This is a genomic window from Paenibacillus liaoningensis (assembly GCF_059609455.1).
Genome location: NZ_JCAALU010000019.1, coordinates 70,295 through 92,628, shown reverse-complemented (window position 1 = coordinate 92,628; position 22,334 = coordinate 70,295). Strand labels below are relative to the sequence as shown.

At 50.9% G+C, this 22,334-nt stretch carries 20 protein-coding genes; 19 read left to right on the top strand and 1 reads right to left on the bottom strand.

From position 1 onward, the window contains the following. Positions 1-49 precede the first annotated feature (49 nt). Both AC6B99_RS26865 and AC6B99_RS26860 read left to right on the top strand, forming a co-directional pair. Positions 50-1,303, top strand: a complete 1,254-nt coding sequence (locus tag AC6B99_RS26865; RefSeq protein ID WP_056028425.1) for a tetratricopeptide repeat protein — start codon at positions 50-52, stop codon at positions 1,301-1,303. A gap of 21 nt (positions 1,304-1,324) precedes the next feature. Next, complete coding sequence (locus AC6B99_RS26860) at positions 1,325-2,539, top strand: hypothetical protein (RefSeq protein ID WP_056028422.1); 1,215 nt, start codon at positions 1,325-1,327, stop codon at positions 2,537-2,539. Positions 2,540-2,846: 307 nt separating this feature from the next. On the opposite strand, the gene AC6B99_RS26855 is transcribed toward AC6B99_RS26860, so the two are convergent. After that, positions 2,847-3,269: a VOC family protein gene (locus AC6B99_RS26855; protein ID WP_056028419.1), complete on the bottom strand. Its 423-nt coding sequence runs from the start codon at positions 3,267-3,269 to the stop codon at positions 2,847-2,849. 396 nt (positions 3,270-3,665) lie between these two features. On the opposite strand from AC6B99_RS26855, the gene AC6B99_RS26850 reads away from it, so the two are divergent. The 17 genes from AC6B99_RS26850 to AC6B99_RS26770 all read left to right on the top strand — a co-directional run bounded on the left by AC6B99_RS26850 (position 3,666) and on the right by AC6B99_RS26770 (position 22,306). Further along, positions 3,666-5,333, top strand: a complete 1,668-nt coding sequence (locus AC6B99_RS26850) for a DUF6138 family protein (protein ID WP_496664667.1) — start codon at positions 3,666-3,668, stop codon at positions 5,331-5,333. 97 nt (positions 5,334-5,430) lie between these two features. Further along, positions 5,431-6,162, top strand: a complete 732-nt coding sequence (locus AC6B99_RS26845) for an SMI1/KNR4 family protein (protein ID WP_496664666.1) — start codon at positions 5,431-5,433, stop codon at positions 6,160-6,162. A 19-nt stretch (positions 6,163-6,181) separates the two neighbouring features. Further along, entirely contained in the window at positions 6,182-7,159 is a 978-nt protein-coding gene (locus AC6B99_RS26840; protein WP_496664665.1) for a hypothetical protein, read from the top strand. 17 nt (positions 7,160-7,176) lie between these two features. After that, on the top strand, positions 7,177-7,776 hold the full coding sequence (locus tag AC6B99_RS26835; RefSeq protein ID WP_496664664.1) for a DUF6630 family protein: 600 nt from the start codon (positions 7,177-7,179) through the stop codon (positions 7,774-7,776). Between the two features lie 158 nt (positions 7,777-7,934). Continuing rightward, on the top strand, positions 7,935-9,386 hold the full coding sequence (gene gucD / locus AC6B99_RS26830; protein WP_496664663.1) for an alpha-ketoglutaric semialdehyde dehydrogenase GucD: 1,452 nt from the start codon (positions 7,935-7,937) through the stop codon (positions 9,384-9,386). 40 nt (positions 9,387-9,426) lie between these two features. Further along, positions 9,427-10,119: a GntR family transcriptional regulator gene (locus AC6B99_RS26825; RefSeq protein ID WP_496664662.1), complete on the top strand. Its 693-nt coding sequence runs from the start codon at positions 9,427-9,429 to the stop codon at positions 10,117-10,119. Between the two features lie 140 nt (positions 10,120-10,259). Beyond that, on the top strand, positions 10,260-11,165 hold the full coding sequence (locus tag AC6B99_RS26820; protein ID WP_056028401.1) for a dihydrodipicolinate synthase family protein: 906 nt from the start codon (positions 10,260-10,262) through the stop codon (positions 11,163-11,165). 158 nt (positions 11,166-11,323) lie between these two features. Beyond that, positions 11,324-12,412 carry a glycoside hydrolase family 88/105 protein gene (locus AC6B99_RS26815; RefSeq protein WP_496664661.1) on the top strand — a complete coding sequence of 363 codons (1,089 nt, stop codon included), beginning with the start codon at positions 11,324-11,326 and terminating at the stop codon, positions 12,410-12,412. Next, positions 12,399-13,568 carry an enolase C-terminal domain-like protein gene (locus tag AC6B99_RS26810; protein WP_494864516.1) on the top strand — a complete coding sequence of 390 codons (1,170 nt, stop codon included), beginning with the start codon at positions 12,399-12,401 and terminating at the stop codon, positions 13,566-13,568. The genes AC6B99_RS26815 and AC6B99_RS26810 overlap by 14 nt, the downstream gene beginning before the upstream one ends. A gap of 75 nt (positions 13,569-13,643) precedes the next feature. Then, positions 13,644-15,203 carry an extracellular solute-binding protein gene (locus AC6B99_RS26805; protein WP_056028392.1) on the top strand — a complete coding sequence of 520 codons (1,560 nt, stop codon included), beginning with the start codon at positions 13,644-13,646 and terminating at the stop codon, positions 15,201-15,203. 16 nt (positions 15,204-15,219) lie between these two features. Then, positions 15,220-16,206: an ABC transporter permease gene (locus AC6B99_RS26800; RefSeq protein ID WP_056028389.1), complete on the top strand. Its 987-nt coding sequence runs from the start codon at positions 15,220-15,222 to the stop codon at positions 16,204-16,206. 29 nt (positions 16,207-16,235) lie between these two features. Continuing rightward, positions 16,236-17,129, top strand: coding sequence for a carbohydrate ABC transporter permease (locus AC6B99_RS26795; protein WP_056028386.1), 894 nt, complete (start codon positions 16,236-16,238; stop codon positions 17,127-17,129). A gap of 424 nt (positions 17,130-17,553) precedes the next feature. Further along, the gene (locus tag AC6B99_RS26790; RefSeq protein ID WP_496664660.1) at positions 17,554-18,246 is read left to right on the top strand and encodes a hypothetical protein; all 693 of its coding nucleotides are present in this window, start codon (positions 17,554-17,556) and stop codon (positions 18,244-18,246) included. After that, positions 18,239-19,759 carry a hypothetical protein gene (locus AC6B99_RS26785; RefSeq protein ID WP_496664659.1) on the top strand — a complete coding sequence of 507 codons (1,521 nt, stop codon included), beginning with the start codon at positions 18,239-18,241 and terminating at the stop codon, positions 19,757-19,759. The genes AC6B99_RS26790 and AC6B99_RS26785 overlap by 8 nt, the downstream gene beginning before the upstream one ends. Positions 19,760-19,798: 39 nt before the next feature. Next, positions 19,799-20,929 (top strand): pentapeptide repeat-containing protein, encoded by a 1,131-nt coding sequence (locus AC6B99_RS26780; protein WP_496664658.1) that lies wholly within the window; start codon positions 19,799-19,801, stop codon positions 20,927-20,929. Beyond that, complete coding sequence (locus tag AC6B99_RS26775; protein WP_496664657.1) at positions 20,895-21,458, top strand: hypothetical protein; 564 nt, start codon at positions 20,895-20,897, stop codon at positions 21,456-21,458. Before AC6B99_RS26780 ends, AC6B99_RS26775 begins: the two co-directional genes overlap by 35 nt. Positions 21,459-21,475: 17 nt before the next feature. Beyond that, positions 21,476-22,306 (top strand): DUF6531 domain-containing protein, encoded by an 831-nt coding sequence (locus AC6B99_RS26770; RefSeq protein ID WP_496664656.1) that lies wholly within the window; start codon positions 21,476-21,478, stop codon positions 22,304-22,306. Positions 22,307-22,334 lie beyond the last annotated feature (28 nt).

The window sequence follows — 22,334 nt, the reverse complement described above, 5'->3', positions numbered from 1 at the left end:
CGTACGGACTAGATATTTTACTAACGGAACAGAAAGGCAAGATAAGCATATGACAAATCAGGAACGTCAAATCGATAAGATAATGGAGCTTGCGAGAAACTATTGGGACATGAACAAGCATGAGGCCGCGTTGGAGCAAGCAGCCGAAGCGCTGCGAATCGATCCTGAGCATTACGACGCCTTGTACACCTGCGGATGGAATTGTTACGAGCTAGCAAGATACGGCGAGGCATTGGAGTTTGGCAGACTGTTAATCAAGCAGCAGCCCGACGATTTGTATGTGCATCGATTGTTTGGCTTTATTTATAGAAAGCTTACAAGATTCGAAGAATCGGTAGAGTCGTTGACGCGCAGCCTGGAGCTGGACCCGAACGATGCGCCATCCAACTATCATTTGGCCGTTACATTCTGCGAACAGGCAGTATATCGTTACGGCAGAAAGCCATACCAGAGAGTTTGGTTTCGTGTCAGTTGGAAAAAAAGATTGAAGGAACGGCTGGACGAGTCATGCAAGCTGCTGCGGACGAGCATTCGTCTCGATCCAGAATACAGTTGGTCGTATGCCTACCTCTCCTATGTGCTTCGGATAGTAGGAAGGATGGAAGAATCGGAGAAGCTCATTGTAACCGCACTTCAGCTTGAACCGCAAAACGCCGAATTTTTGGCGGAGCATGCAGTCGTGCTGCAAAATTTGGGCAGGCTTGAGGAGGCTGTACAGGTGGTAGAGTCGGCTGTGGAGCTCGATCCGTTCAACAAGTTCGTCGTTGGCACGCACGATAGCGTTCGCAAAAACCAAGAACGATATATCCATTATTTACGCAGTCTATTCAGCGAAACCTTTGTGCTCGCCAAACTGAACGACAACGATCCGGCAATACTGTTACGGGGCATCAGGATCGCACAATTAGAGAAGAAAATTAGTCCGAATACGTTGTTGAAGGAATACTTGAAGAAGCATCCCAATGATTTGGAAATGAGCCTGCATTACGGAAATATACTGTATAAGGGTAAGTTTTACCAACAAGCGATTGCGCATTTCAAGCAATGCTCGGAACGGCATCCTGGTCACCCGCAAGTTGAAGCGTGGGTTCAGCAAGTATCGAATCTTACACCTGGCGAGGTGCGTTACCGCTATTGGATTGCCAACCCGCTTCGCTCGGCCAGAAGCTTTACGATTATTGCGATAGGAATGACGTTGTGGATTATGCTTATTAGCATTCCTATCGCTATCGCATTTTCTATCACGTATTTCCAAAACCTGAGTCAGAAACGCGCCGATCGTAAAAATTCTTTATCCGTATAGTGTTCGAAAGGAGGGGGGATCGTGGACGAAACAAGCATGGAATGGCAGAACGAGCTGAGAGCGGTTTTCGACCGTTATATGCAAGGCTACAAGCATTACTGGAGTAAGATTCCGGCGAATAAGGAGCCGGCTATACGGCGAGCGCATCGCATTCCCTCTAGCGAAACCATCGTCGCTGTATTGGATCAATCCTTAATGAACAGTGCAAAAGACAGTCTTGTCGTAACCGATACGGCATTGTATGAAAAAATATTGTGGTTTCGTTATCGTTGTTCCTGGGAGGCTTATGTTCATTTGGATATAAAGGCCCGTAACGAAAAAACCGTCTATTTCTCGAAATACGAAAGCGTCAATACGAGGGAAGGAATGTCGGCATATCTGCTGGAGGAAATGCTGCGGGAAATACAGAAGCTAGCCGTTCAACGCGTGGATAAGATTAAAGCGGTGAAGGTACCGCTTGTCGAGGAAATGATTGTTCTTGAAGGAGACGATAGCGGCGAAATAATCGATCTCGGCGTTAACGGCGGTTCACTGTTGTTGGAACCGTCCAGCCTCGACGCCAGGGTTGACGAGCTGTATTTGCGCGAGCTTTGCTCGCGGCATCAGTGGACCCCTCATTTTTCGGCGGGCGCTTCGCTGTCGCCGAAAAAGCTGGACAAAATACGGAGCCATTATTCAATCGGCCATACCAGTTTGGTCCATGGGATCGTGTATCCTCGCAATTTCAAGTCGGGGCGTTACGGTATGGTTGTCGAATCGCGCGGCGTGCAGTGGAAAAAGGACGATTACCCGCCAGTGAATTGGAGCTGGTCGGCGCTGAGAAATGCGGAGCTTGAAATGACGGACCGCAGCATTACTGCGGGAGGAGCGCCGCTGCTGGAGGGTCCTGTGGAATATGTATCAACCGCAAAGAAATTACTGGACGATATCAGGCTGTATTTGGAGGCTTTGGAGGCGGATGACTGCCCGATCCGTTACGCCTACGACGCATCCTATTCCAACGTTCGAGCAATGCCGATCGTCTCCAATTCGGACGATACACTTTGGATACCGGCAGAGAACGGCATGCCGCTAACGCCGATGCGGACGAACGAGCTGCTTTGGGCGATAGAAACGCGGCAGGTCGACTGGCAGATGCTCATGGTATGGAGAAGAGGTCTCTCCGGTTGGACAAACGCCGAGCACATTGAATCGCTCACAGGTGTCATCGGCAAAATCGAGAGTGCGGAAGGTTAAAATCGACTGAGGCCCTGCGCTCTTCCGCCAGAAACGCCTTATGGAAGGCAGCTCGGCACGAGGCTGAAGTGGCATATGGACACATTTCTTGAAGATGTCGGCGAAAGCTTGAAACCGACTTTTGATAAATCACGCTAAATTCAGCGTTCCCTTGAAACAGGAATGAGGCTATACGATATTCTGCTCACTGCGCAAGACCACAAACGTTCAAGTAAATGTCAGAAAAATACCCGCCTGCCGCTGCTTGGACGAACTCCAAACAGGGCAGGCGGGTATTTATATGCAAAGCCTTATGAATGAGGCTTGATTAAAGCTCTTCGTCGGATTGGTTGATGAGCCATTGAATGCCAAATTTATCCTTCAGGCTGCCGTAGCCTTTAGACCAGAAGGTTTGCTGTAACTCCATCTCTACAGTGCCGCCTTCTTTGAGCTTGTTGAAGACTGACTGCAGTTCTTCAAGGTCCTTGCTGACGACGGAGAGGCTGATGTTTGTGCCTTCAACGTAAGGAGAGTCTGGAAATACATCAGAAAACATAATTGTGCTGCCCATTATTTTCAGCCGCGTATGCATAACCAAAGGTTTTACTGCTTCCGGCATCTCATACTCCGGATTTGGAGGAGAATCCCCGAATGTCATAATTTCAGGCTTGTCCGTTCCGAAAACCTCTGCATAAAACAATACCGCTTCACGACAGTTGCCATTAAAATTCAAATACGCCTGAACAGCCACTTACGTCACTCCTTCGTAGGTTTGAGTTGGGGTTAAGCTTGGTCAATTACGCTCCTATTGTATCATTAAACCGAGCATGTTCAAACTTGGAATCTGTGCAGCTAAGCTGAGGGCTTCTTTACCAGCAATTAGGGGAAAACCGTCCATAAGACTTATTGTTCCCGGCATCTGCCGCAGATAAAATAAGAGGACAAGCTTCGTTTGCAGTTGACGCTGGAAGCATGCCCCTGAAGATGATCATAGCTGTGCTTAAAAGCCGGGTACCCGCAGCGGGTGCCCTTTCATTTTTTTAAAAGCGGGCTGTTCAGGTTTAATGAAATCGGGTATTTAATGGATGGGATACATAACGGTTATTGCTTTAACTTTAAATATGGAAAGTGGAAGGTGAACAGTTGGATGGAAGCAGCACAACGAGCGGCAATAGATGAGATGAAACGAGAGATTCACCAATGGTTCGACCAATTGGAGAAGCAGGATGCAGCGGATACTGTTAAACGTACGAAGCTGCAAGTAGGCGTCTCTGATTACGCGTTAATAGACTGTACGGCGGAGCCTATACAAATTGTAGATCACGATCTGGGATTTGGTTGGCCGGATGAAAAGGATGAGCAGCCTGATCCGCATGCGCTGTTTACGATAGAGCAGATCCAGACGCTCATTAAGCCTCAACTGGCGGAAGCAATCGGGGAACGTTTGGAATTGCTGGCGGCTTCACCTGTTACGGATTACCGCTTTACTTTTTGCGGGAAGTTCCGGGCTGTGGAAAGCGTCTTCGAGCTCACGCTCGTAGAATACGTGAATGAGGCGAAAAAGCAGGAGCTGCTGGGAAATATTCAAACTTATGTGGCGCAAAAGCTGGATGCCGGCAAATTTCCGACGAAGCCGCTGGATACGTTTTTTCTGGTGCGGCACCTGCTGAGTGAGCAGCTTTTCCCGCAGCTGGACGGCGAATGGATCATTGCCAAATTCGAGAAAATTTTAGAGCTCAATAAATCCCGTAAAGAAGCGCTCCAAGAACATCGCAGCTACATCATTATGATGCTGAAAGCCTGGGTGGAAAACCAACTGCTGCCTACGTATTTCGCCATAGAGGAGGGCGAGGATGGGCGGAAGCATTATAAATTGAAGCCAGAGGCTGCTGCCGAGTCTGTACAGCCTGGGCTGATCACGCTGCTGCTTTATGCGGCTGTCGCTATTCTCCGCTTCGAGCCAAGCTATAGCAAGTCAAGAGGGCTCAGCTTTATCGATTGTGCTCGGCAACTAGGAAGCGACAAAGCAACACAGCTGCTTGAAGAAGGCAGCGGCGCCTATCCGAAGGAAGATAGCGATTATAGTGATGCGTTTGTACATTGTAAAGCTAATGATGTATTTTCAACGATTACGATCGTCATCAAGCAGGAGGAGCAGCAGAGCTACGGACGAGCGGTGTCGTTCATCCTTCGATTGCTGCAGCAGGGCTTCCCCAAAAGCTATAAGATCAAGCTTAAGTCGAGCGAGAAGCACTATTTGCCGCTGAAAGGGCTGGCCAAATCGGATACGCACCGTTTCTTTGCAAATGCACTCGCCTTTGATGAGCTGCATTCGCAGCTGGAGCAATATGCGCGCGAGGCAATGGAGGAGTTCGAATGGTATGGCGATGCGGAGGATGAGAAAAGCTGCATGCCGGGTAGCTATGCTGTTTTCGGCTTGGGCCTAGCCGATCCTCGGTATTTTTCGCTAGTCGAGCAGTATATGAAGCTAGTTGATGTAGAGCATCAATCCGTGCAAAATAAATTTACCGCCGAGTTCGCGGCCCGCTATGGTGTTAATGCCGATTCTATCGCAACGCTCGTTGTTTGCATGCTGCATAGCACGGAGGAGCTCAAGCTCAAAATCAAGCCGGCCTTTGAAGAAGAAGGCAATTTGGAGCTGCTGCTGGAGCAAGCGGCGGGGCTGCAAAATTATGAAGTGGAGCATCTCATTTATTTGATCTGGGGCGGGACCGACAAGCTGAAAGCAGCAGCTCGCAAAACGAAGGATACGCGCCAGCCGCTTATGGAGCAGCTGCTGCAAGCCGCCTATTAATACAACGCGAGCAGCGCATGCAGGAGCGGGAGCAAATGAGCTATGATTAATGAGCAATGAGCTATATGAAGCGTTTTTTATAAAAGGAGGCCTGCCCATGTATATCGTATCGCCTAATGGTTCACCTATATCGGCAGCGAAGCTGCATCAATTGGAACAGGAGCGGCAGTTGAAGCTGCCTGAAGCCTATGTCCGCTTTTTGACACTTAACGGGCCCGGCACTTATCGCGGCTGGTTTAATATTGAAGTACCCGATCCCGGCGTGCTGGAGCCGTTTGCCGAGGAGGAGTTTTGGGAGCATAATGATGCTTCCGCGATTACGCAGCAGCAAATTGCCGAATGCGTGTCGATTGGCACGACCATTGATGGCGATTTTCTCGCGGTGCATTCCGATGTAAAGGGCATTCTCTGGCTGCCGCGGCATTCGGAAATCATTGAGCTGTATGCTGAGGTTGCGAATGAGCATGCCGACTATACGGAGCTTCTGGATCAGATTTATAGCGAAAAGCTTGCTCAGGAAGCGGCGGCTCCGCCTTATTTTGAGCCATGGACACAAACGCGTAAGCACCAATTTTTTCATTTTGCCCCGGATAAGGCCGGATATGAGCTGCCGGAGCTGGCACGTGAGTGCAAGGAAAGCTTCCAGCCGGATTTTCAAATTGAAAATGCCTATACGTGCACTTTGTTTTTGCAGCGTTTGGGCGGATATATTCGGTTTAATTATGCTTACAGGCTGGAGGTTGCCGTTTTCTATGAGGAGGGGCAGGAGCGGCTTTTGCAACAAATAACCGCTTTTTTGGGAGCTCATAATTGTAAATCGTTAACTTAATGGAAAAGGTGGGCGCACAATGGAAACATTAAATCGATCCGTCTGGAACGGACTGCCGAGCCAGGAGAAGGAAATCGTCTTGAAAATGCTGCTGGAAAAGCTTCCGGAAGGCTTTGAATATAAAGGATTGGAAACGTTCGAACGTTATGGCAGCAAGGCGGAAACGGGTGTATATGATTATGCGGGCTATAAGTTCGTTTATGTGCCAGGAGATAAAGCAACACTGGGCTGGGAGCGCTGGGAGCAAGGCTTGGATGCTGCAACAGCTGAAGATTTTCAAGCGACGCTGGACGAGTTTGGTGTTGAGGATCGGGACACCTTTATTCGTGATCAAATGTCGCCGGTCCGCGAGGAGCAGATTGGCGCTTTGCTCGTCGAATGCGAGACGCATTCGCTAGGCTGGTACGAGGTAGAGCTTGATGACGAGGATTTGGCGGAGGATGAAGATTTTCAGGAGGAATTGAAAAAATTCAAGCTGAGCACCTATTCAGAATATGAGCGTCACCAAAATTTCCGCTTCGTACGCGATGGAGAGGAAATTATCGCTTATTTGTTTAACGATGAGTTGGACGCGGATAGCGTCGCTGAGCAAATCGAGCAATCCGGCTTTAGCCTGCCTACGGAGGATGAGTGGGAATATCTTTACGGCGGCGGCTGCCGGACGTTGTATCCATGGGGCGACAGCTTTGACTATGGGATGAAGCTCAGGCATTTTGAGGAGCTCGCCGAAGGCGAGAGCAGGCCTTACGATTTGGAGCTGCCGAATGCTTTCGGCATTTGCTTCTCAGGTGATCCTTATCAATATGAAATGACGCTGAAGGATGCGGAGTTTTTCCCAAAGGGCGGAGATGGGGGCAGCTTGGTATGCGGCGGAACAGGCCCGGTTGTCGGTTATTTGCCAGCGGCAGCGGTCTATTATCGCGATCCGAATGCGTTTGAGCTAGACTTCGAGGATATTGTCGGCAATTTGCGTTTTAGACGTATAATCCGTTTGTAATAGGGAGGGCGAGCAGCGTGGGATGGTTCGGATTCGGATTTGCGCGGAAAAAAGGATTGAAGCAGCAAAGGCTGGAGCAAGCCTCTCCGGCTGAAAAGGATGACCCGCAGCTTCACAACTCAGCGCTGCTGGAGCTGAGCAGACGGCTTGCCTTCGGTCAGTCGCAGATCGTGGACGAAGTGACTGAGGCTATGCTGCATGAAGAGGACTATTTTGTGCGGTGGTTTGATCGGCTGGATGAGCGTGGAATTAGCTGCCCAATTCCTGAGCTTCCATGGTTTGCGCTCGTCGATTCCTTGCAAGCGGAAGGTCTTGCAAGGGAAATCGACTGGAAAGAGGACAGCTATGAGGTGGCTAGCGTCATTGAAGATTTGCTTGCAAGAAAGCAGCTGCTGCCTGAAGAAGAGTGGAATTGGGAGAATGAAGTGGAAGAAATGATCCCAACCTACGATTTTTTAGTGAAAATGTTCAAGCTGCTTCAAGCGCATTCCATCACGCTCGCCTGTATGGATATTAATAGTGACAGCTACGTGCTGATTACGGTCCGTACCGAGGAGATTAGCAAGCTTCAAGCGCTCGCCGCGCGTGCAGGCTATCGAATTCATGAATTTGAATAAGGATAGCAATTGTTCAAGCATAGCCGTAAGAAGCTCCTGCCATTTCGCTGGCGGGAGTTTTTTTTCGTGAAAGGGGTTGACGATTAAAGAGATTCAATATAATATCTGATATATCAGATATCAAATATAAAATTGCAGAGGTGAGGCGATTGGTAACTATGTCTACGCATACCGCTTTCAATTACATTGGGGGAGAGTGGATATCTTCCTCGTCGGGCGAAGTAGAAGCGAGCTTGAATCCTTCTGCCAAAGGCGAAATTGTCGGCTGGGTGCAAAGCTCCGGCACCGATGATTTGAATGCAGCAGTGCTGGCCGCGAAAGAAGCCCAGCCCATATGGCGCAAGCTGGCCGCTCCGGCAAGAGGCGAATATTTGTTTAAGGCAGCAGCGGCGCTTGAGCGAAGGCTCGATGAAGTTGCTGAAACGATGGCACGCGAGATGGGCAAGACGCTGCCAGAGGCGAAGGGCGAGACGGCAAGAGGCGTGGCGATATTGCGGTATTACGCTGGCGAGGGCATGCGCAAGACAGGCGATGTCATTCCGTCAACGGACAGCGAAGCGCTTATGCTGACAACCCGTGTTCCTCTTGGCGTCGTTGGCGTCATTACGCCGTGGAACTTTCCAATAGCTATTCCACTTTGGAAGATGGCTCCTGCCCTTATTTATGGCAATACGGTTGTGCTTAAGCCAGCTACGGAAACTGCTGTAACCGCTGTCAAACTGATGGAATGCTTGGCAGAAGCGGGTTTTCCAGCCGGGACGGTCAATCTCGTAACGGGTAAAGGCACCGTCGTTGGTCAAGCGATGGCTGAGCATCCATTCATCCAAGGAATTACGTTCACCGGCTCGAACCAGACGGGAAAACGGATTGGCATGGCGGCGCTCGCCCGGGGAGCGAAATATCAGCTGGAGATGGGCGGCAAAAATCCGCTAATCGTCGCTGCTGACGCTGATCTCGATCAAGCGGTAGAAGCGGCTGTAAACGGCGGCTTCCGCTCAACCGGTCAGAAATGCACGGCTACGAGCCGGGTTATTATCGCAAATGATATTTTCGAGCCTTTTGTTGCGAAGCTGCTGGCCCGCACGAAAGAGCTTAAAGTCGGTAGCGCGCTGGCGCCCGATACATGGATGGGGCCTTGCGCCAGCGAGCAGCAATATAATAATGTTGCTTCCTATATTCGCCAAGGCGTAGAGGAAGGTGCGGTGCTGCTGCATGGCGGCGGGAAGCCGGAAGGGCTTGATCAGGAAGGCTATTACATTGAGCCGGCGATTTTTGATCAGGTAGATGCGGGTATGGCGATTGCGCGGGAGGAAATTTTTGGCCCAGTGCTGGCGCTTATGCGATTTGATACGATAGAGGAAGCGTTAGCGATTGCAAATGACACGGAATTTGGCTTAAGCGCTTCCATATTTACGCAAAATATCGCTCATATGCTATCCTTTATTCAGGACATGGATGCGGGCCTTATTCGAATCAATTCGGAGAGTGCGGGTGTGGAGCTGCAAGCGCCGTTTGGCGGCATGAAGCAGTCCAGCTCTCATTCGCGGGAACAAGGGCAGGCAGCGATAGAATTTTTCACCTCTATCAAAACCGTATTTATTAAATCCTGAGAAACAGGCGCGAGGCCTGCTGCAAAATTAGGGGGCGGTAATGATGAGCATACATGGTCAAGAGGTAGATATAGCTTTGCAGACGCGCTCGATTCGCGACGTCATATACGAGAAGCTGAAGGAAGCGATTTTGTCCGAGCAATATAAGGCGGGCCATCATTTGAAGGAACGGGAGCTGGCGAAGCAGTTCGGCATCAGCACAACGCCGCTGAAGGAAGCGCTAAGAAGGCTGGAGCAGGAGGGGCTTGTTACGACAAGTGCCAGACGGGGAACGTTCGTCTCCAGCGACATTATGAACTCGGTTGAGGAAATCAACTGGGCGCGATCGGCTCTGGAGGGTGTAGCCGCAAGGCTCGCGGCGCTCAAAATAACGGACGAGGAAGCCAGCGTGCTAACGGAAACAACGGAGCAAATGCGCATTTATACCGAAGCGAAAAATACAGAGCAGCTCATTGCGCTTAATGGGCATTTTCACAAATTGATCCGAACGTATGCGAAAAATAATTATATTTTTCAACAGATTGAAGCGATTCATTCCTTTGACCGTTCCTTCCGCAAAAAGGCGCTGTCGCATGAGGATGAGCTGGAGCGGGGCTTTCAGGAGCATTATGCCATCTATCAGGGGATTGTGGCAAAAGATGCTGATCTAGCCGAGAAGCTGATGATCGGGCATATTCGCCGGACGATTGAGTTTGTGAAGGAAAGCAAGGCGGCGGCGAAAGCGAAGAGCTAGCATGCTGGGAGTAGACGGGACAGGCACTAAGCAATAGCAGCTTCGGCAGCGGGCGGGATGAAACGATGGCTGATCTTCATTCCGCAGGCAAACCGCTGGAGCAAACAATAGAAGATTAAGAGAAAGGAGATGCTGTGACGATGCATGAAGGCATTAAAGCTAAACTAAGAGGCATCAATGCGATTAATGTGACACCATTTGATGGACAGCTCGGCATTGATTGGACATCGCTGCAAGGCAACATTCGCTATTTGCTTGACCAAGGCATTCAAGCGATTTATCCATGCGGTAACACAGGCGAGTTTTATGCGCTGAGCGTGGAGGAGGCTAAGGAGGTTACGCGGTTTGTGACAGACACCGTTAACCACGAAAGTTTGGTCATTGCCGGGGTGGGCTATGATGCGAGTACAGCTTCCGAGCTAGCCCTTCATGCGGAAAAATGCGGCGCCGACGGCATTATGGTGCATCAGCCGGTTCATCCCTATTTGCTGGCGCAGGGCGTAGTCGATTATTACAAGCAAATCGCGGCCGCAACCTCGCTGCCCATGGTGCTTTATATCCGCAGCGAGCAAATTACGCATGAGGCGATTGTACAGGCTGCTGCCATACCGAATGTCGTGGGCATCAAATATGCGATTAATCATCCGCCATCCTTTAGCCGCGCAGTACAAGCTGTGGAGGACGACATCGTGTGGATATGCGGAACGGCTGAAATGTGGGCACCGACGTTTTATGCGGCCGGGGCGAAGGGCTTTACGTCGGGAATGGTCAATGTGGATACCCAAAGATCGTTTGCGATGCTGGAGGCGCTGAATGCAGGAAACTATGAGCGGGCGATGGAAATTTGGCGCGAGGTGCTTCCATTCGAGCAGCTGCGGGAAAGCCATCGAAACGGCAATAATGTAAGCGTAGTCAAGGAAGCGATGTACCAGCTGGGGCTGATAGCAACGAGAGCGGTGCGCCCGCCTATCAGCACATTAACGAGCAAGGAATGTGAAGAGGTAGCAGGCATGCTGAGGGAATGGGGCTTGCTGCAGCCCGTATAAGGGCAATTCTTTTTATAAAATATAGGGAGTATATGATTTTCCCATCTCCTCTCTATATTTCTCGGAATGAAACGCGCCGCGCCGCCAAAAGACGGAGACAGCCGTTTCACCTTGTGTAAGCGCATTAAATGGATTTTAATCAAAAAGGAGGAAGTTGAATGGCGGGGCAAAACAGATCAGAACTGCAATTGCTGCTAAGTCGAACCGCTGAGCGGACGCTGGCGCTTAGCCATACCTTTTCGGATGAACCCGGAGGCATTCGCTGGCGGCGCTGGGATTGGAGCATCGGGGTTGCCTTCTATGGGGTAGTGAAGGCAGGAGAGGCAGCGGGAGATGCACCCTATGACCTGATGCTGAAAGGCTGGATTGATGGGCGAATCAAAGCGCATTTTGAGAAAGTATGCGTAAACTCCAACTCGCTGCTGCTGACGATGCTCCATTTGCGGGATCAGGACGATGAGGGCCAATATGCGAGTTTTTTTCAGACATTTGACGATTATTTGCTGAATAGCGGACCGCGCACCGATTCAGGAGCTCTGGAGCATACGGTGCTGGATAATGACTGGTCAGATCAGGTGTGGGCCGATACGCTGTTTATGAGCTTGCTTTATATGGCGCAGCGGGGAACGCTCCTTCATGATGAGCGGTTCAGGCTGGAAGCCGGAAGACAGCTTGCTCTGCATTGCAAGCTGCTGTTCGACCCTGAAGAGAAGCTGTTTTATCATGGCTGGAACGATAAGCAGCGGAAGTGGATCGGTGTTCATTGGGGCCGAGGCAATGCGTGGATGACGGCGGGCATCGTTGATATTTTGGAGCTGCTGCCGTCCGAGTTTGCGGAGCGGGAGGCGATTTTGGAAACGCTCCATGCGCAAGTAAAGAGGCTAGCTGAGCTGCAAGAGGCTTCAGGGCTGTGGAGAACAGTGCTGAACCGGAAGGACACGTATACGGAAACGTCTGCTACCGCGGGCATTGCTTATGGCTTGCTGAAAGGGATCAGGCTAGGCCTTATTTCGGAGCAATACCGCGAGGTGGCGGAGCGGGCGCTTGATGCAGTAGTGGCAAGCATTGATGAAGAAGGTTATGTAACAGGCGGCTCATCAGGTACCCCGGTGAAGGCGGATGCCGAAGCCTATAACCAAATCCCGTATGAAATTACGCCGTTTACGCAAGGCTTGGCATTGCTTGCCCTTCAAGAAGGACTACAGCCTAACAAAAAAGGGAGTGTTTCGATTCATGAAGCTGTCTGATTTGCGCTTAACCGTCGTTGGCGTGCCGCGTTCTACCGGCTTTGTCAGCAAGCATGTCATAGTGGAGCTAATGACCGATGAAGGCTTGACGGGCATCGGCGAAATGTCGGATTTTTCCCATCTTCCTTATTATTCGATTGATTTGAATGACCTGGCGACAGTTCTCAAGGGCATCCTGATCGGACAAAATCCCTTCCAGCTGTCGCGCATCAATATGGAGCTGAAAAGCCATTTTCCCGAAGCCAACTTTTATTACGAGAAAGGTAATTTTATCCGCAATGGCATTGATGCGGCGCTGCATGATTTGTGCGCGAAGGCACTGAATATGTCGGTGTCAGAATTTATGGGCGGGGCTATTCAGGACAAAATTAAAGTATGCTTTCCGATCTTCCGACACCGGTTTATGGAGGAGGTTGAGGAAAATATCGCTGTCGTCCGCGAGCGGCTGGCACAGGGGTTTGACGTATTCCGGCTGTATGTCGGCAAAAACCTTGATGCGGATGAGGCGTTTCTGGACGGGGTGCAGCGCGAGTTCGGCTCACGGGTGAAAATTAAATCGCTCGATTTCAGCCATTTGCTGGACTGGAAGGCATCGCTTAAGGCGATACGCCGCTTATCTGCTTATGACTTTGAAATGGTCGAGAGCCCGGCTCCGCAAAATGATTTCGAAGGGCTGCGGCAAGTTCGCATGAAATCGGATTATCCCGTGAGCGAGCATGTGTGGAGCTTCCGCCAGCAGCATGAGATGCTGCGGCAGGACAGCGTAGATATTTTCAATATTTCGCCGATATTCATTGGCGGCCTGACCTCTGCCCGGAAAGCGGCAGCAGCCGCGGAAGTAGCTGGCAAAGGCTGCCTGCTAGGCACGACGCAGGAGCTGTCGATCGGCACAGCCGCCATGGCGCATCTCGGCAGCACGCTCGTCAATCTGAATTATACATCGGACCCGACGGGACCGGAGCTATATGTCGGCGATGTGGTTAAGAAGTCGGTTCGTTATGAGGAAGGTTACCTGATCGTGCCAGGGGCTGACAAGCCAGGGCTTGGGATGGAGCTGGACCCAGATAAAATCGAGCAATACCGTGTACCGGATTTAAGCTGGGGAGCGGTATCCGTCCATCAGCTGCAGGACCGCACGTCGCAAACGAAGCAGTAAAAGGTTGTAAAGAGCAGCAGAGAACAGCAGAGGCAAGCTGTGGCAAGCATTCCTAATTAAAAGGGGAGACGACTCATGACAAGCAAGCCGATTCAGCCTTTAGCAAGCAGCAGCAGCAAGCGGTGGGTGAACCTCATCTGCTCCGGCGTATTGACGCTGGGGCTCGCCGCGGGCTGTGCGGGAACAGGAGAGAAAGCCAGCAGCAGCGGGGAAAATTCCGGAGAAAATGCAGGTGTGGGCAAGCCATATAAGCTGTCGATTGCGTTGCGCCAGGTGGGCGATATTCCAGCAAAGGGCAATGAGGTGGAGCAGGCGATTGAAAAGTATACGAATACGGAGCTTGCGATTCAGTGGATTCCGCAAGCAGCATTCGATGATAAAATCAACGTCATGATTGCTTCCAATGAGCTGCCGCAAATTTTAAAGGTCAACTATGTGCCAAACGTAATGAATGCCGCGCGCAACGGCTTGTTTTGGGAGCTGGGGCCGTATTTGAAGGATTATCCGAATTTGGCGGCGCAGGATCAGCGCTACTATGACAATATAAAAATTGACGGAAAGCTGTTCGGCATCCCGAACTACCGCGACATTGGCCGGGCAGCCGTCGTCTACCGCAAAGATTGGTTTGATAAAGCCGGGCTAACACTACCCGCAACGATGGATGATTGGTATAACGTTATGAAAGCGTTTTCTGAAAGTGATCCAGACGGCAATGGCAAGCAGGATTCTTACGGCACGATGCTGTTCAAAAATTACAACGCTGGAACGCAGCCCGTCATTACAAGGCTGGCGGTCAGCATTGGCGGCGTCAATCGCTGGGGAGAGGACAATGGCAAATTCACGCCGGAGTTTAAGACACAGCCATATATGGATGTGCTCCAGCTGTTCCGCAAGCTGTATGCTGACAAGCTGATTAATCAGGATTTTGCCGTCTACGATGTAACGGAGCTGGATAAGGCGATGTATGACGGCAGGGTCGGCATGCGGTTGAATGTGTCGGCGCAAAATGTACAGAGCTACTCTGTCGCCATGAAGGATACGATTCCGACGGCAGAATGGGATATTGCCCCGTTTGCTGGGCCAGATGGTCCGCGCATCGCGGGCGAGCCGGGCAACTTTGGATTTTTGGCGATTCCCAAATCGGCAGTCAAGGATGAGGCGGAGCTGAAGCGCGTGCTGACCTTCCTCGACAAGCTGATGGATGAGCCGATGTCCACGCTGCAAATGCGCGGCATTGAAGGCAAGCATTATGAGGTTGTGGATGGCACTAAAACGAAGTTTACAGATTTTGCTTTGTTCCAGCGGGAGGTCAAGCCATATCGTGACGGACTGCTTAACATTGAAGGCTACAATGTACCGGAAATTGATGATACGCCAATCGCTCTAAAAGGGACAAAAATGGCGAGGGATAACGTTCAATATGCGGTGCCGAATCCCGCGCTGACGCTCAATTCGCCAACGTATAATGAACGTGGAGTAGAGCTTGATCTCATTATTCGCGATGCGGAAACGAAATATATTATGGGCCAAATTGACGATGCAGGCTTTCAGGCGGAAGTAGACAAATGGGCGAAGGCTGGCGGCGATGCCGTCGTGAAGGAATATGAGTCGTCCTTCGTAGAGCTTGGAGGCTAACAAGGGAGGGACGCGCATGAACGCACAAATCCGCACGACGGGCAGCAGCAGTAGCAGGCCAGGCGGATCAACGCTTGGCAAGGAGCGGGTAAGCAGACGCAGCGAGTGGCTGCGGGAGCTGATCAAGGATAAATGGATGTATGCGATGCTGCTTCCAGGCGTACTATTTTTCATCATTTTCAAATACGTCCCGATGTACGGCGTCATTATCGCGTTTCAGGATTATCAGCCCTTTCAGGGCGTGCTGGGGAGCAGCTGGGCGGGACTTAAGCATTTCGAACGATTTTTCTCGGAGCCGCAGTTTTGGCAGCTGTTCCGCAATACGCTGCTGCTGGCAGTTTACAACATCGTCTTCTTCTTTCCGCTGCCGATTGTGCTTGCTTTAATGCTGAATGAAGTACGGGTCGAGCGCTTCAAGCGGTTTGTGCAGACGATGATCTATATTCCCCATTTCGTCTCTTGGGTCGTCGTCGTAGGGGTATTCTACATTATACTGACGACGGAAGGCGGCATTATCAATGAAATGCTGTTTGCGCTAACCGGGCATAAAATCGCCTTTTTGCTGGAGCCGAGCTGGTTCCGAACGATTATTATGTCACAGTCGATCTGGAAGGAAGTAGGCTGGGGCACGATTATTTTTCTCGCAGCGCTGTCGGGTGTTGATGTGCAGCTGTATGAAGCAGCGCGAATGGACGGAGCCAATCGGCTAAGACAGTTGTGGCATATTACACTGCCAGCTATTCGCAGCACAATCGTCATTTTGCTTATTTTGCGGCTCGGCACGTTTCTCGATTCCGGGTTCGAGCATATTTTCCTCATGCTTGCTCCGACGAACCGCGATGTAGGCGAAGTATTCGACACGTATGTGTACGTGAAAGGCTTGACGCAGGCCCAGTACAGCTACAGCGCGGCAGTTGGCTTGTTCAAATCCTTTATCGGCCTCATTCTGGTGCTGGGAGCGAACTGGATGGCCAAGAAGTTTGGGCAGGAAGGGGTTTACTAGCGCCATTATGAGAGCAGGAGGAGAGGACAATGAGCCAGGATCAGTCTTATGTTCGCGTTGACAATACGCTGGGCAACAAATTGTTTGACGGCGCCAATTTCATCGTGCTGACGATTATTGCTTTGGTGACGGTACTGCCGTTCATTTATATTTTGGCTGTATCTTTTACGAGTCCAGAGGAGGCGGCAAAAGGGGGCTTTATTCTTTTCCCGAAGTCGTTCTCGCTGTCGGCTTATCAATATATTTTCTCGACCGATACGCTGATGCGCAGCCTGCTCGTCTCGATTTATGTGACAACGCTCGGCACGGCCATCAATCTGCTGTTGACCTGCCTGATGGCCTATCCGCTTGCAAAGCAGACGCTGCGCGGGCGGCAGCCGATTTTAATGGCGGTGCTGTTTACGATGCTGTTCAGCGGCGGGCTCATTCCGACTTATTTTGTCGTAAGCGGCATGGGGCTGACGAATACGCTGTGGTCGCTGATGATCCCGAATGCCATAAGCGCGTTTAATCTGATTGTGCTGAAAAACTTTTTTCAGCAAATTCCCGATGGGCTGGAGGATTCTGCGCGAATCGACGGCTGTACGGATGTCGGCGTGCTGTTCCGAATTGTTATCCCACTATCGATGCCTGCCATTGCGACCTTTGGCATGTTTTATGCGGTATCGCATTGGAACCAGTTTTTCAGCGCCATCATTTATATTAATGACAGCGATAAATGGCCGGTACAGGTGCTGCTGCGGGAAATCGTTATTTTGGCGCAAAGCCGGATCGGCGATACCGGATTCGATGAGACGGCGATTCAGCCGCAAACGATTCGGATGGCGGTCATCGTATTTGCTACGATTCCGATTTTGCTCGTGTATCCGTTTTTGCAAAAGCATTTTGCCAAGGGCGTTATGCTCGGTTCGGTTAAAGGGTAAGGGCAGGCAGTTAGTCAGCTAGGGCGCGTCTGAAAACTCATCTTCATGGAGCTACCTCAACAAAATCATCACAGAAGCCAGAAAGGCAAAGCTCAAAAAGTTTCGGGAAAGCTTATCATAGCGTGTTGCGATCCCGCGGAATGGTTTGAGTTTGTTGAAAAAAACATTCCACGACATGACGTTCTTTATATTGTAGCCTCAAGGCATTCGCCAAGGCAGATGAGACAAGGGTTTCCTCGTACCACCAAATACGCGCTCCTCCTACTTCGTAGGGGGAGTTTTTCATTTATTTTCACAAGCATTACATGTAATTTTTTAGTGTTTTATATTCATTTTATGGTAATTATATCCGACAATAGTACTAGATAGGATATTGCTTTTATGGGTATTTTTCTCTTATTAAGCAAAGAAAGTGGGTGCGACTTTGTCTGAGTTTATAGATGAGGCTTTTCTTGAGATGCAGCAAGAGCGGGAACGGGATGCTCGAAGGCAGGCGCTGGAGGAGCAGCTGTCCACTCCGAATGTCGTTGCAGGGATACAATCCGGCCTTCTTGTTTTAGGAGCAGAAGAGCTGCATTTTACGGAAACGATGTTGTTGGATGGGAAAATAAGCTTGCGCATTCCTGTGTCCTTTTCTCCTATGCCTGAGGAATATGTCGCTATTAAGTATCCCGCAGCGCGGCGTCCCAAGTCTATTTTTACCGACGATAGTTTATGCATCAATGTCAATGTGAATCCAACAGAAAACCGGATGTACAACGATGAGATGAAGAAAATGCATACGGAATTGATGGGTATGCTCGGGCGGATGCAGCCGAATGCCTCTTGGCTGGGGCAAGGTGTGCTTAAGCTCGGAGAGTGTATGGACTTTTATCATGAAAAACAGGTCATCGGAGAAGAGCAAAAGCAAATTGGGTTTTACGAGTGCATCACTCCTGCGATGGATAGCAGCATTTATAGTCTGACTTTCTTTATCGCTTATGAAGAGAAGGGACTATTTTTCAGCGTGAATTGCACGGAGAAGCATATGAAGCTTTGGCGTCCCATTGCCCATGGCATTATGGCCTCTCTTCGGGTTTGCGTGCCAGATAGGGAAGGAGGATTAGGAGATGAATGAAGGAGAGGCTGTAAACTCGCATATTAAAATTACACCTTTTGCGGTGGAACGGCTGCATGAGTTGAAGATTGTGAAAGCCATCAATGAGCATGTGCGATTGACTTTTTCAGGAATCGTACCTGAAAGCAGCAGGGACAGCTACGTGCATATGGCCGATGCGCAAACCTCGATTAAGGTCACAGATGTCGATGAGCAGGGAAATCAAGTGACGCTATTTCATGGCATGGTTCTGAGTGTGCAGATTTTGCAGGCGAATGGCGTATATACGATTCGGGCGGAGGCTGTATCGCACACGTATTTATGGGATGCGGCACCGAAGGATAGGTCATTCCAGAACAAAGGGCTGTTGTATGAACAGCTAGCCAAGCAAATGACCGGCGATTACGCCAGAGCGCAGGTTGTTGATTTTGCATCTGACGGAGCGGCGATTGGCCATATGGTGCTTCAGTATCGGGAGACGGATTGGCAGCTGCTCAAGCGGCTGGCGTCCCATTTTCACACGGGCCTCGTACCCGTTGCAATGGATGAGCGGGCTTTGTGCTATATCGGAGTACCGGAGCTGGGCAGCAGAGGGGAATTGTCCGTTTATAATTACCGCGTGCATAAGCGAATGGATTTGTACCATCAAGCGATGCGCAGCCGTATTCCGAACGTAACGGAGCATGATTTTGTTTTTTATGAGGCGCAGTCCGAGCAGGTACTGGATATCGGGCATGAGGTGGCGTTCCAAAATAGAAAATTGGTTGTAAGCAAGGTCGTGCTTATCCTCGAAAAATCGGTGCTGCTGAGGCGGTACACCCTCGCTCCGAAAGGCGGTTTGTCGCTGCCCAAGCAGTACAACACCGACATTGTTGGGGCTTCCATTCAAGGAACGGTTCTTGCGGTGAGCCGCGATCAGCTGAAGGTTCATCTGAATATGGATTCGGAGCAGGATGAAGGAGCAGCTTGCTGGTTTCCTTATTCCACGATTTACGCGTCGGCGGATAATGCTGGTTTTTACTGTATGCCGGAGCAAGGCGACGATATTCGAATTTATTTTCCGACCCATAAGGAGAAGGATGCACTAGCTATGAGCTCAGTGCCGAAGCCCGGACCGGAAGCAGGCGACGGAGCGGGTGCAACTGGCGGCTCAGGTTCGGCGGCAGGAAGCGCTGCAGTCGGCGGGGCTGGGGGAGGCTCAGTTGGAGCAGCTGGCAGCGCGGCCGGGGGCGGCGATCCCATGGATAATCCGGAAATCAAAACGATAAAAACCAAAAACGGGAAAATGATCGTGCTCGCCCCCGATCAAATTACGATAACGGGTGAAGGCGTATCGATTGTATTGAGCGATGCGGACGGCATTACGATTATGAGCAGCAAAGATGTCAAAGTGACCGCTGTGGAAAATGTGACGATCCAGTCGAAAACGCTAGTTATCGCCGCCAGTGAAAAAGTAGAGATGACCTGCAAGGGAAGCTCGCTGCTCATTGAGGAGGATATCGTGCTGAAGGGCAATCAGGTGCGCAACAACTAGATAGAAAACCGCACATAATCCGCTTGAAAGAGGTGAAGCATGAACGCTTTTAAACAGGGGATCGAGGCTGGCGAGGAGGAGCTTGCACCACTGCGCGCTCAAATGCTGGCGCAGCTGGACAAGCTCTGGCGCAGTGGAATGGATGCGCATATCGAAGAGCTTAAAGCAGTCTTTCGTGCTTTATGCTTGCGTATCAGCGAGCAGCAGACGCGAGGGGAGAAGGGGCCAATTGGCTACATTCATTTCTCCTATTTACGGTCATGGCTTATGCAGGGGGAGCTGAAATATGCACTGGAAGCCTATGACGACACTTGGTATATGGACCGCTGCGAATGTATAGAGCTTTATGAATGCGACTGGCTGTATCCATACTTGGAGCGCATGGAAGAGGGGGCTATGGCAGCACGCCCGTATACGCAACATGGCGCAGCGTTCGATTCCCGAACGGTCAGGCTTCGTGAAATCGTGACGCTGCATCAATATGTACGCGAGTGGCTGCGCCGAGCGCTTCCGCAGCTGCTAGCGCTGCCGGAATTTGCAGCCGTGAAGCGAGCTGAAATATTGCGAATTCGAACAGGCGAATACAAGGATTATAGCGAGCAGCTATGGATGGAGGATCTGGCAGTCAAGGATGCCAAGGCTGTGCAGGAGTGGCTGGAGCAAAAGCACCCTACCGCCTATATCGCGTGCGATTTGCGAAGCTTGGATTTGAGCGGCGGAAATTATGCCGACATTGATCTCAGGCACAGCCACTGCACAAGCGGGAATTGGAGCAACGCCATAATGGAGCGTTCTACCTGTATCGGAACCGACTTTAGCGGTAGCAAGCTGAGCGGTACTAATCTCAGTCAAAGCTTATTGTTTGACGCAGACTTTAGCAGCTGCAAGCTCGGCGGTGCTTCGTTTCGGGAAGCGGCTGGCGGGAGACAAGTCGTACGGGATGGCATGGTTCTTGGTTTTAGAGGCATTAGCTTTAGGGATGCAGATTTAGAGGGAGCTGATCTGCTGTATGCGGACTTTTATAACGCCGACTTTAGCGGAGCTTGCATGAACGGGGCTTTGGTCATGAGCAGCGATGCACATAAATGGCAGCTGAGTGAAGAACAGAAGCGAAATATTCGGTGGATGGTAGAGGATGAAAGCGGGGTTCCTGTCCCGGCTGACGCCTAACGATCAGGACACCTACAACATTCGGGGAGGTTACGAGGAGCAAATGCATTATTTTATGCTGAAGCAGGATGAGCAGATGCGTCAGGTGATGGAAATTGAACCGAGAAGCGGAGGAGACAGCAGGGAGCACAGCAATTTATATGTTAGGGAACATGCAGCATTTGCTTTCACAGATTGGAGCGATAAGCCGCAGCGAATCGTTTCTGACCGGGTAAAGCGGCTGCTGGAGCTGTATGAGCTGGATCTTCGCAGCAGCGCGGTCATTTTGAATGCACGGGAGGCACAGCGGCAGGAGCTGTACTGGCGCATTGATCCGCCCGAGCGTGATCTTCTCTCTCATGCAAGCGAGAGGGATGCGATGGGCATATGGCGGAAAATCGTGCTGGATGCAGGCAAGCTTGCTTTAACCACCAGTAAGCTCTTTACTGCAGCAGGCTGCTGCTTTGTACATTTGGATGTGGCCGAGAGCCTGCTTAGGCGTGCCTGCACGGGTTTTATTTTAGTTCCGGCAAATATATCGCGTTCATAAGTAACTCGCTGTTATGTATGGTTCCGGGTGTTGGGGATGCGTTTGGCGCAGCGAAGATTGCGAGCAAAGTAGCAAAAAAGGTCGGCAAAGCCGTGCTGAAGCAGGGCGGTGAGAAGGCACTGGTGCTGGCGAAAAGCCAGATGGACAAGGTGCTGACTGCTGCGAAGAAGGTCAAGGGACAAGCGGACAATCTTCAAAAGCAGGTCGCGGACAAAATCGCAAAAATGCAGGAGCAGCTTGCGGACCAGACGAAGTCGCTGCTTGCGGCAGCTGCGAAAAATACGATGGTGAATAAAGGGCTGACCGCCTTGAATCATAAAGTATTGTCCAAGTTCGGTGGAACGAAGGGGCTGAAGGACAAGTTCTGCAAATGGGGCTTTGAGCCGGTCGATCTGATTACAGGGCGGATGATGAGCGAAGCGGAGGATTTTGCTTTTCCAGGACCGCTGCCGCTGAGCTGGGAACGGCGCTGGATCAGCGACAGCCGTCATAACGGCTGGCTTGGGCACGGGGGGCATCACGCTCTGGATATGCGCCTAAGTGTGATGGAGGACGGAATCGGCGTCCTACTCGGAGATGGGCGCGTCGCTTCGTTCGAGCTGCTGCATCGCGGCAAGATCGAGACGTTTAACCGATTGGAGCGTCTGACGCTGCGCCGTCTGGGGAAGAATTATGCGCTGTATGACCACGAGAGTCGGTTGACGTATTATTTTGAGCCAGCGGTAATCACTGAAACGATGAGGAATAAGGAACAGGCGCAGCCTAAACGGAAGCTTGGGTCCGCTTCAGGGCTTGCGCAACGCACCATAATGGAGCCTGAACAGGAGATTATAGCGGGGAAAGGCTAACGACTGACGAGACCTGTCTCAGCGAAGC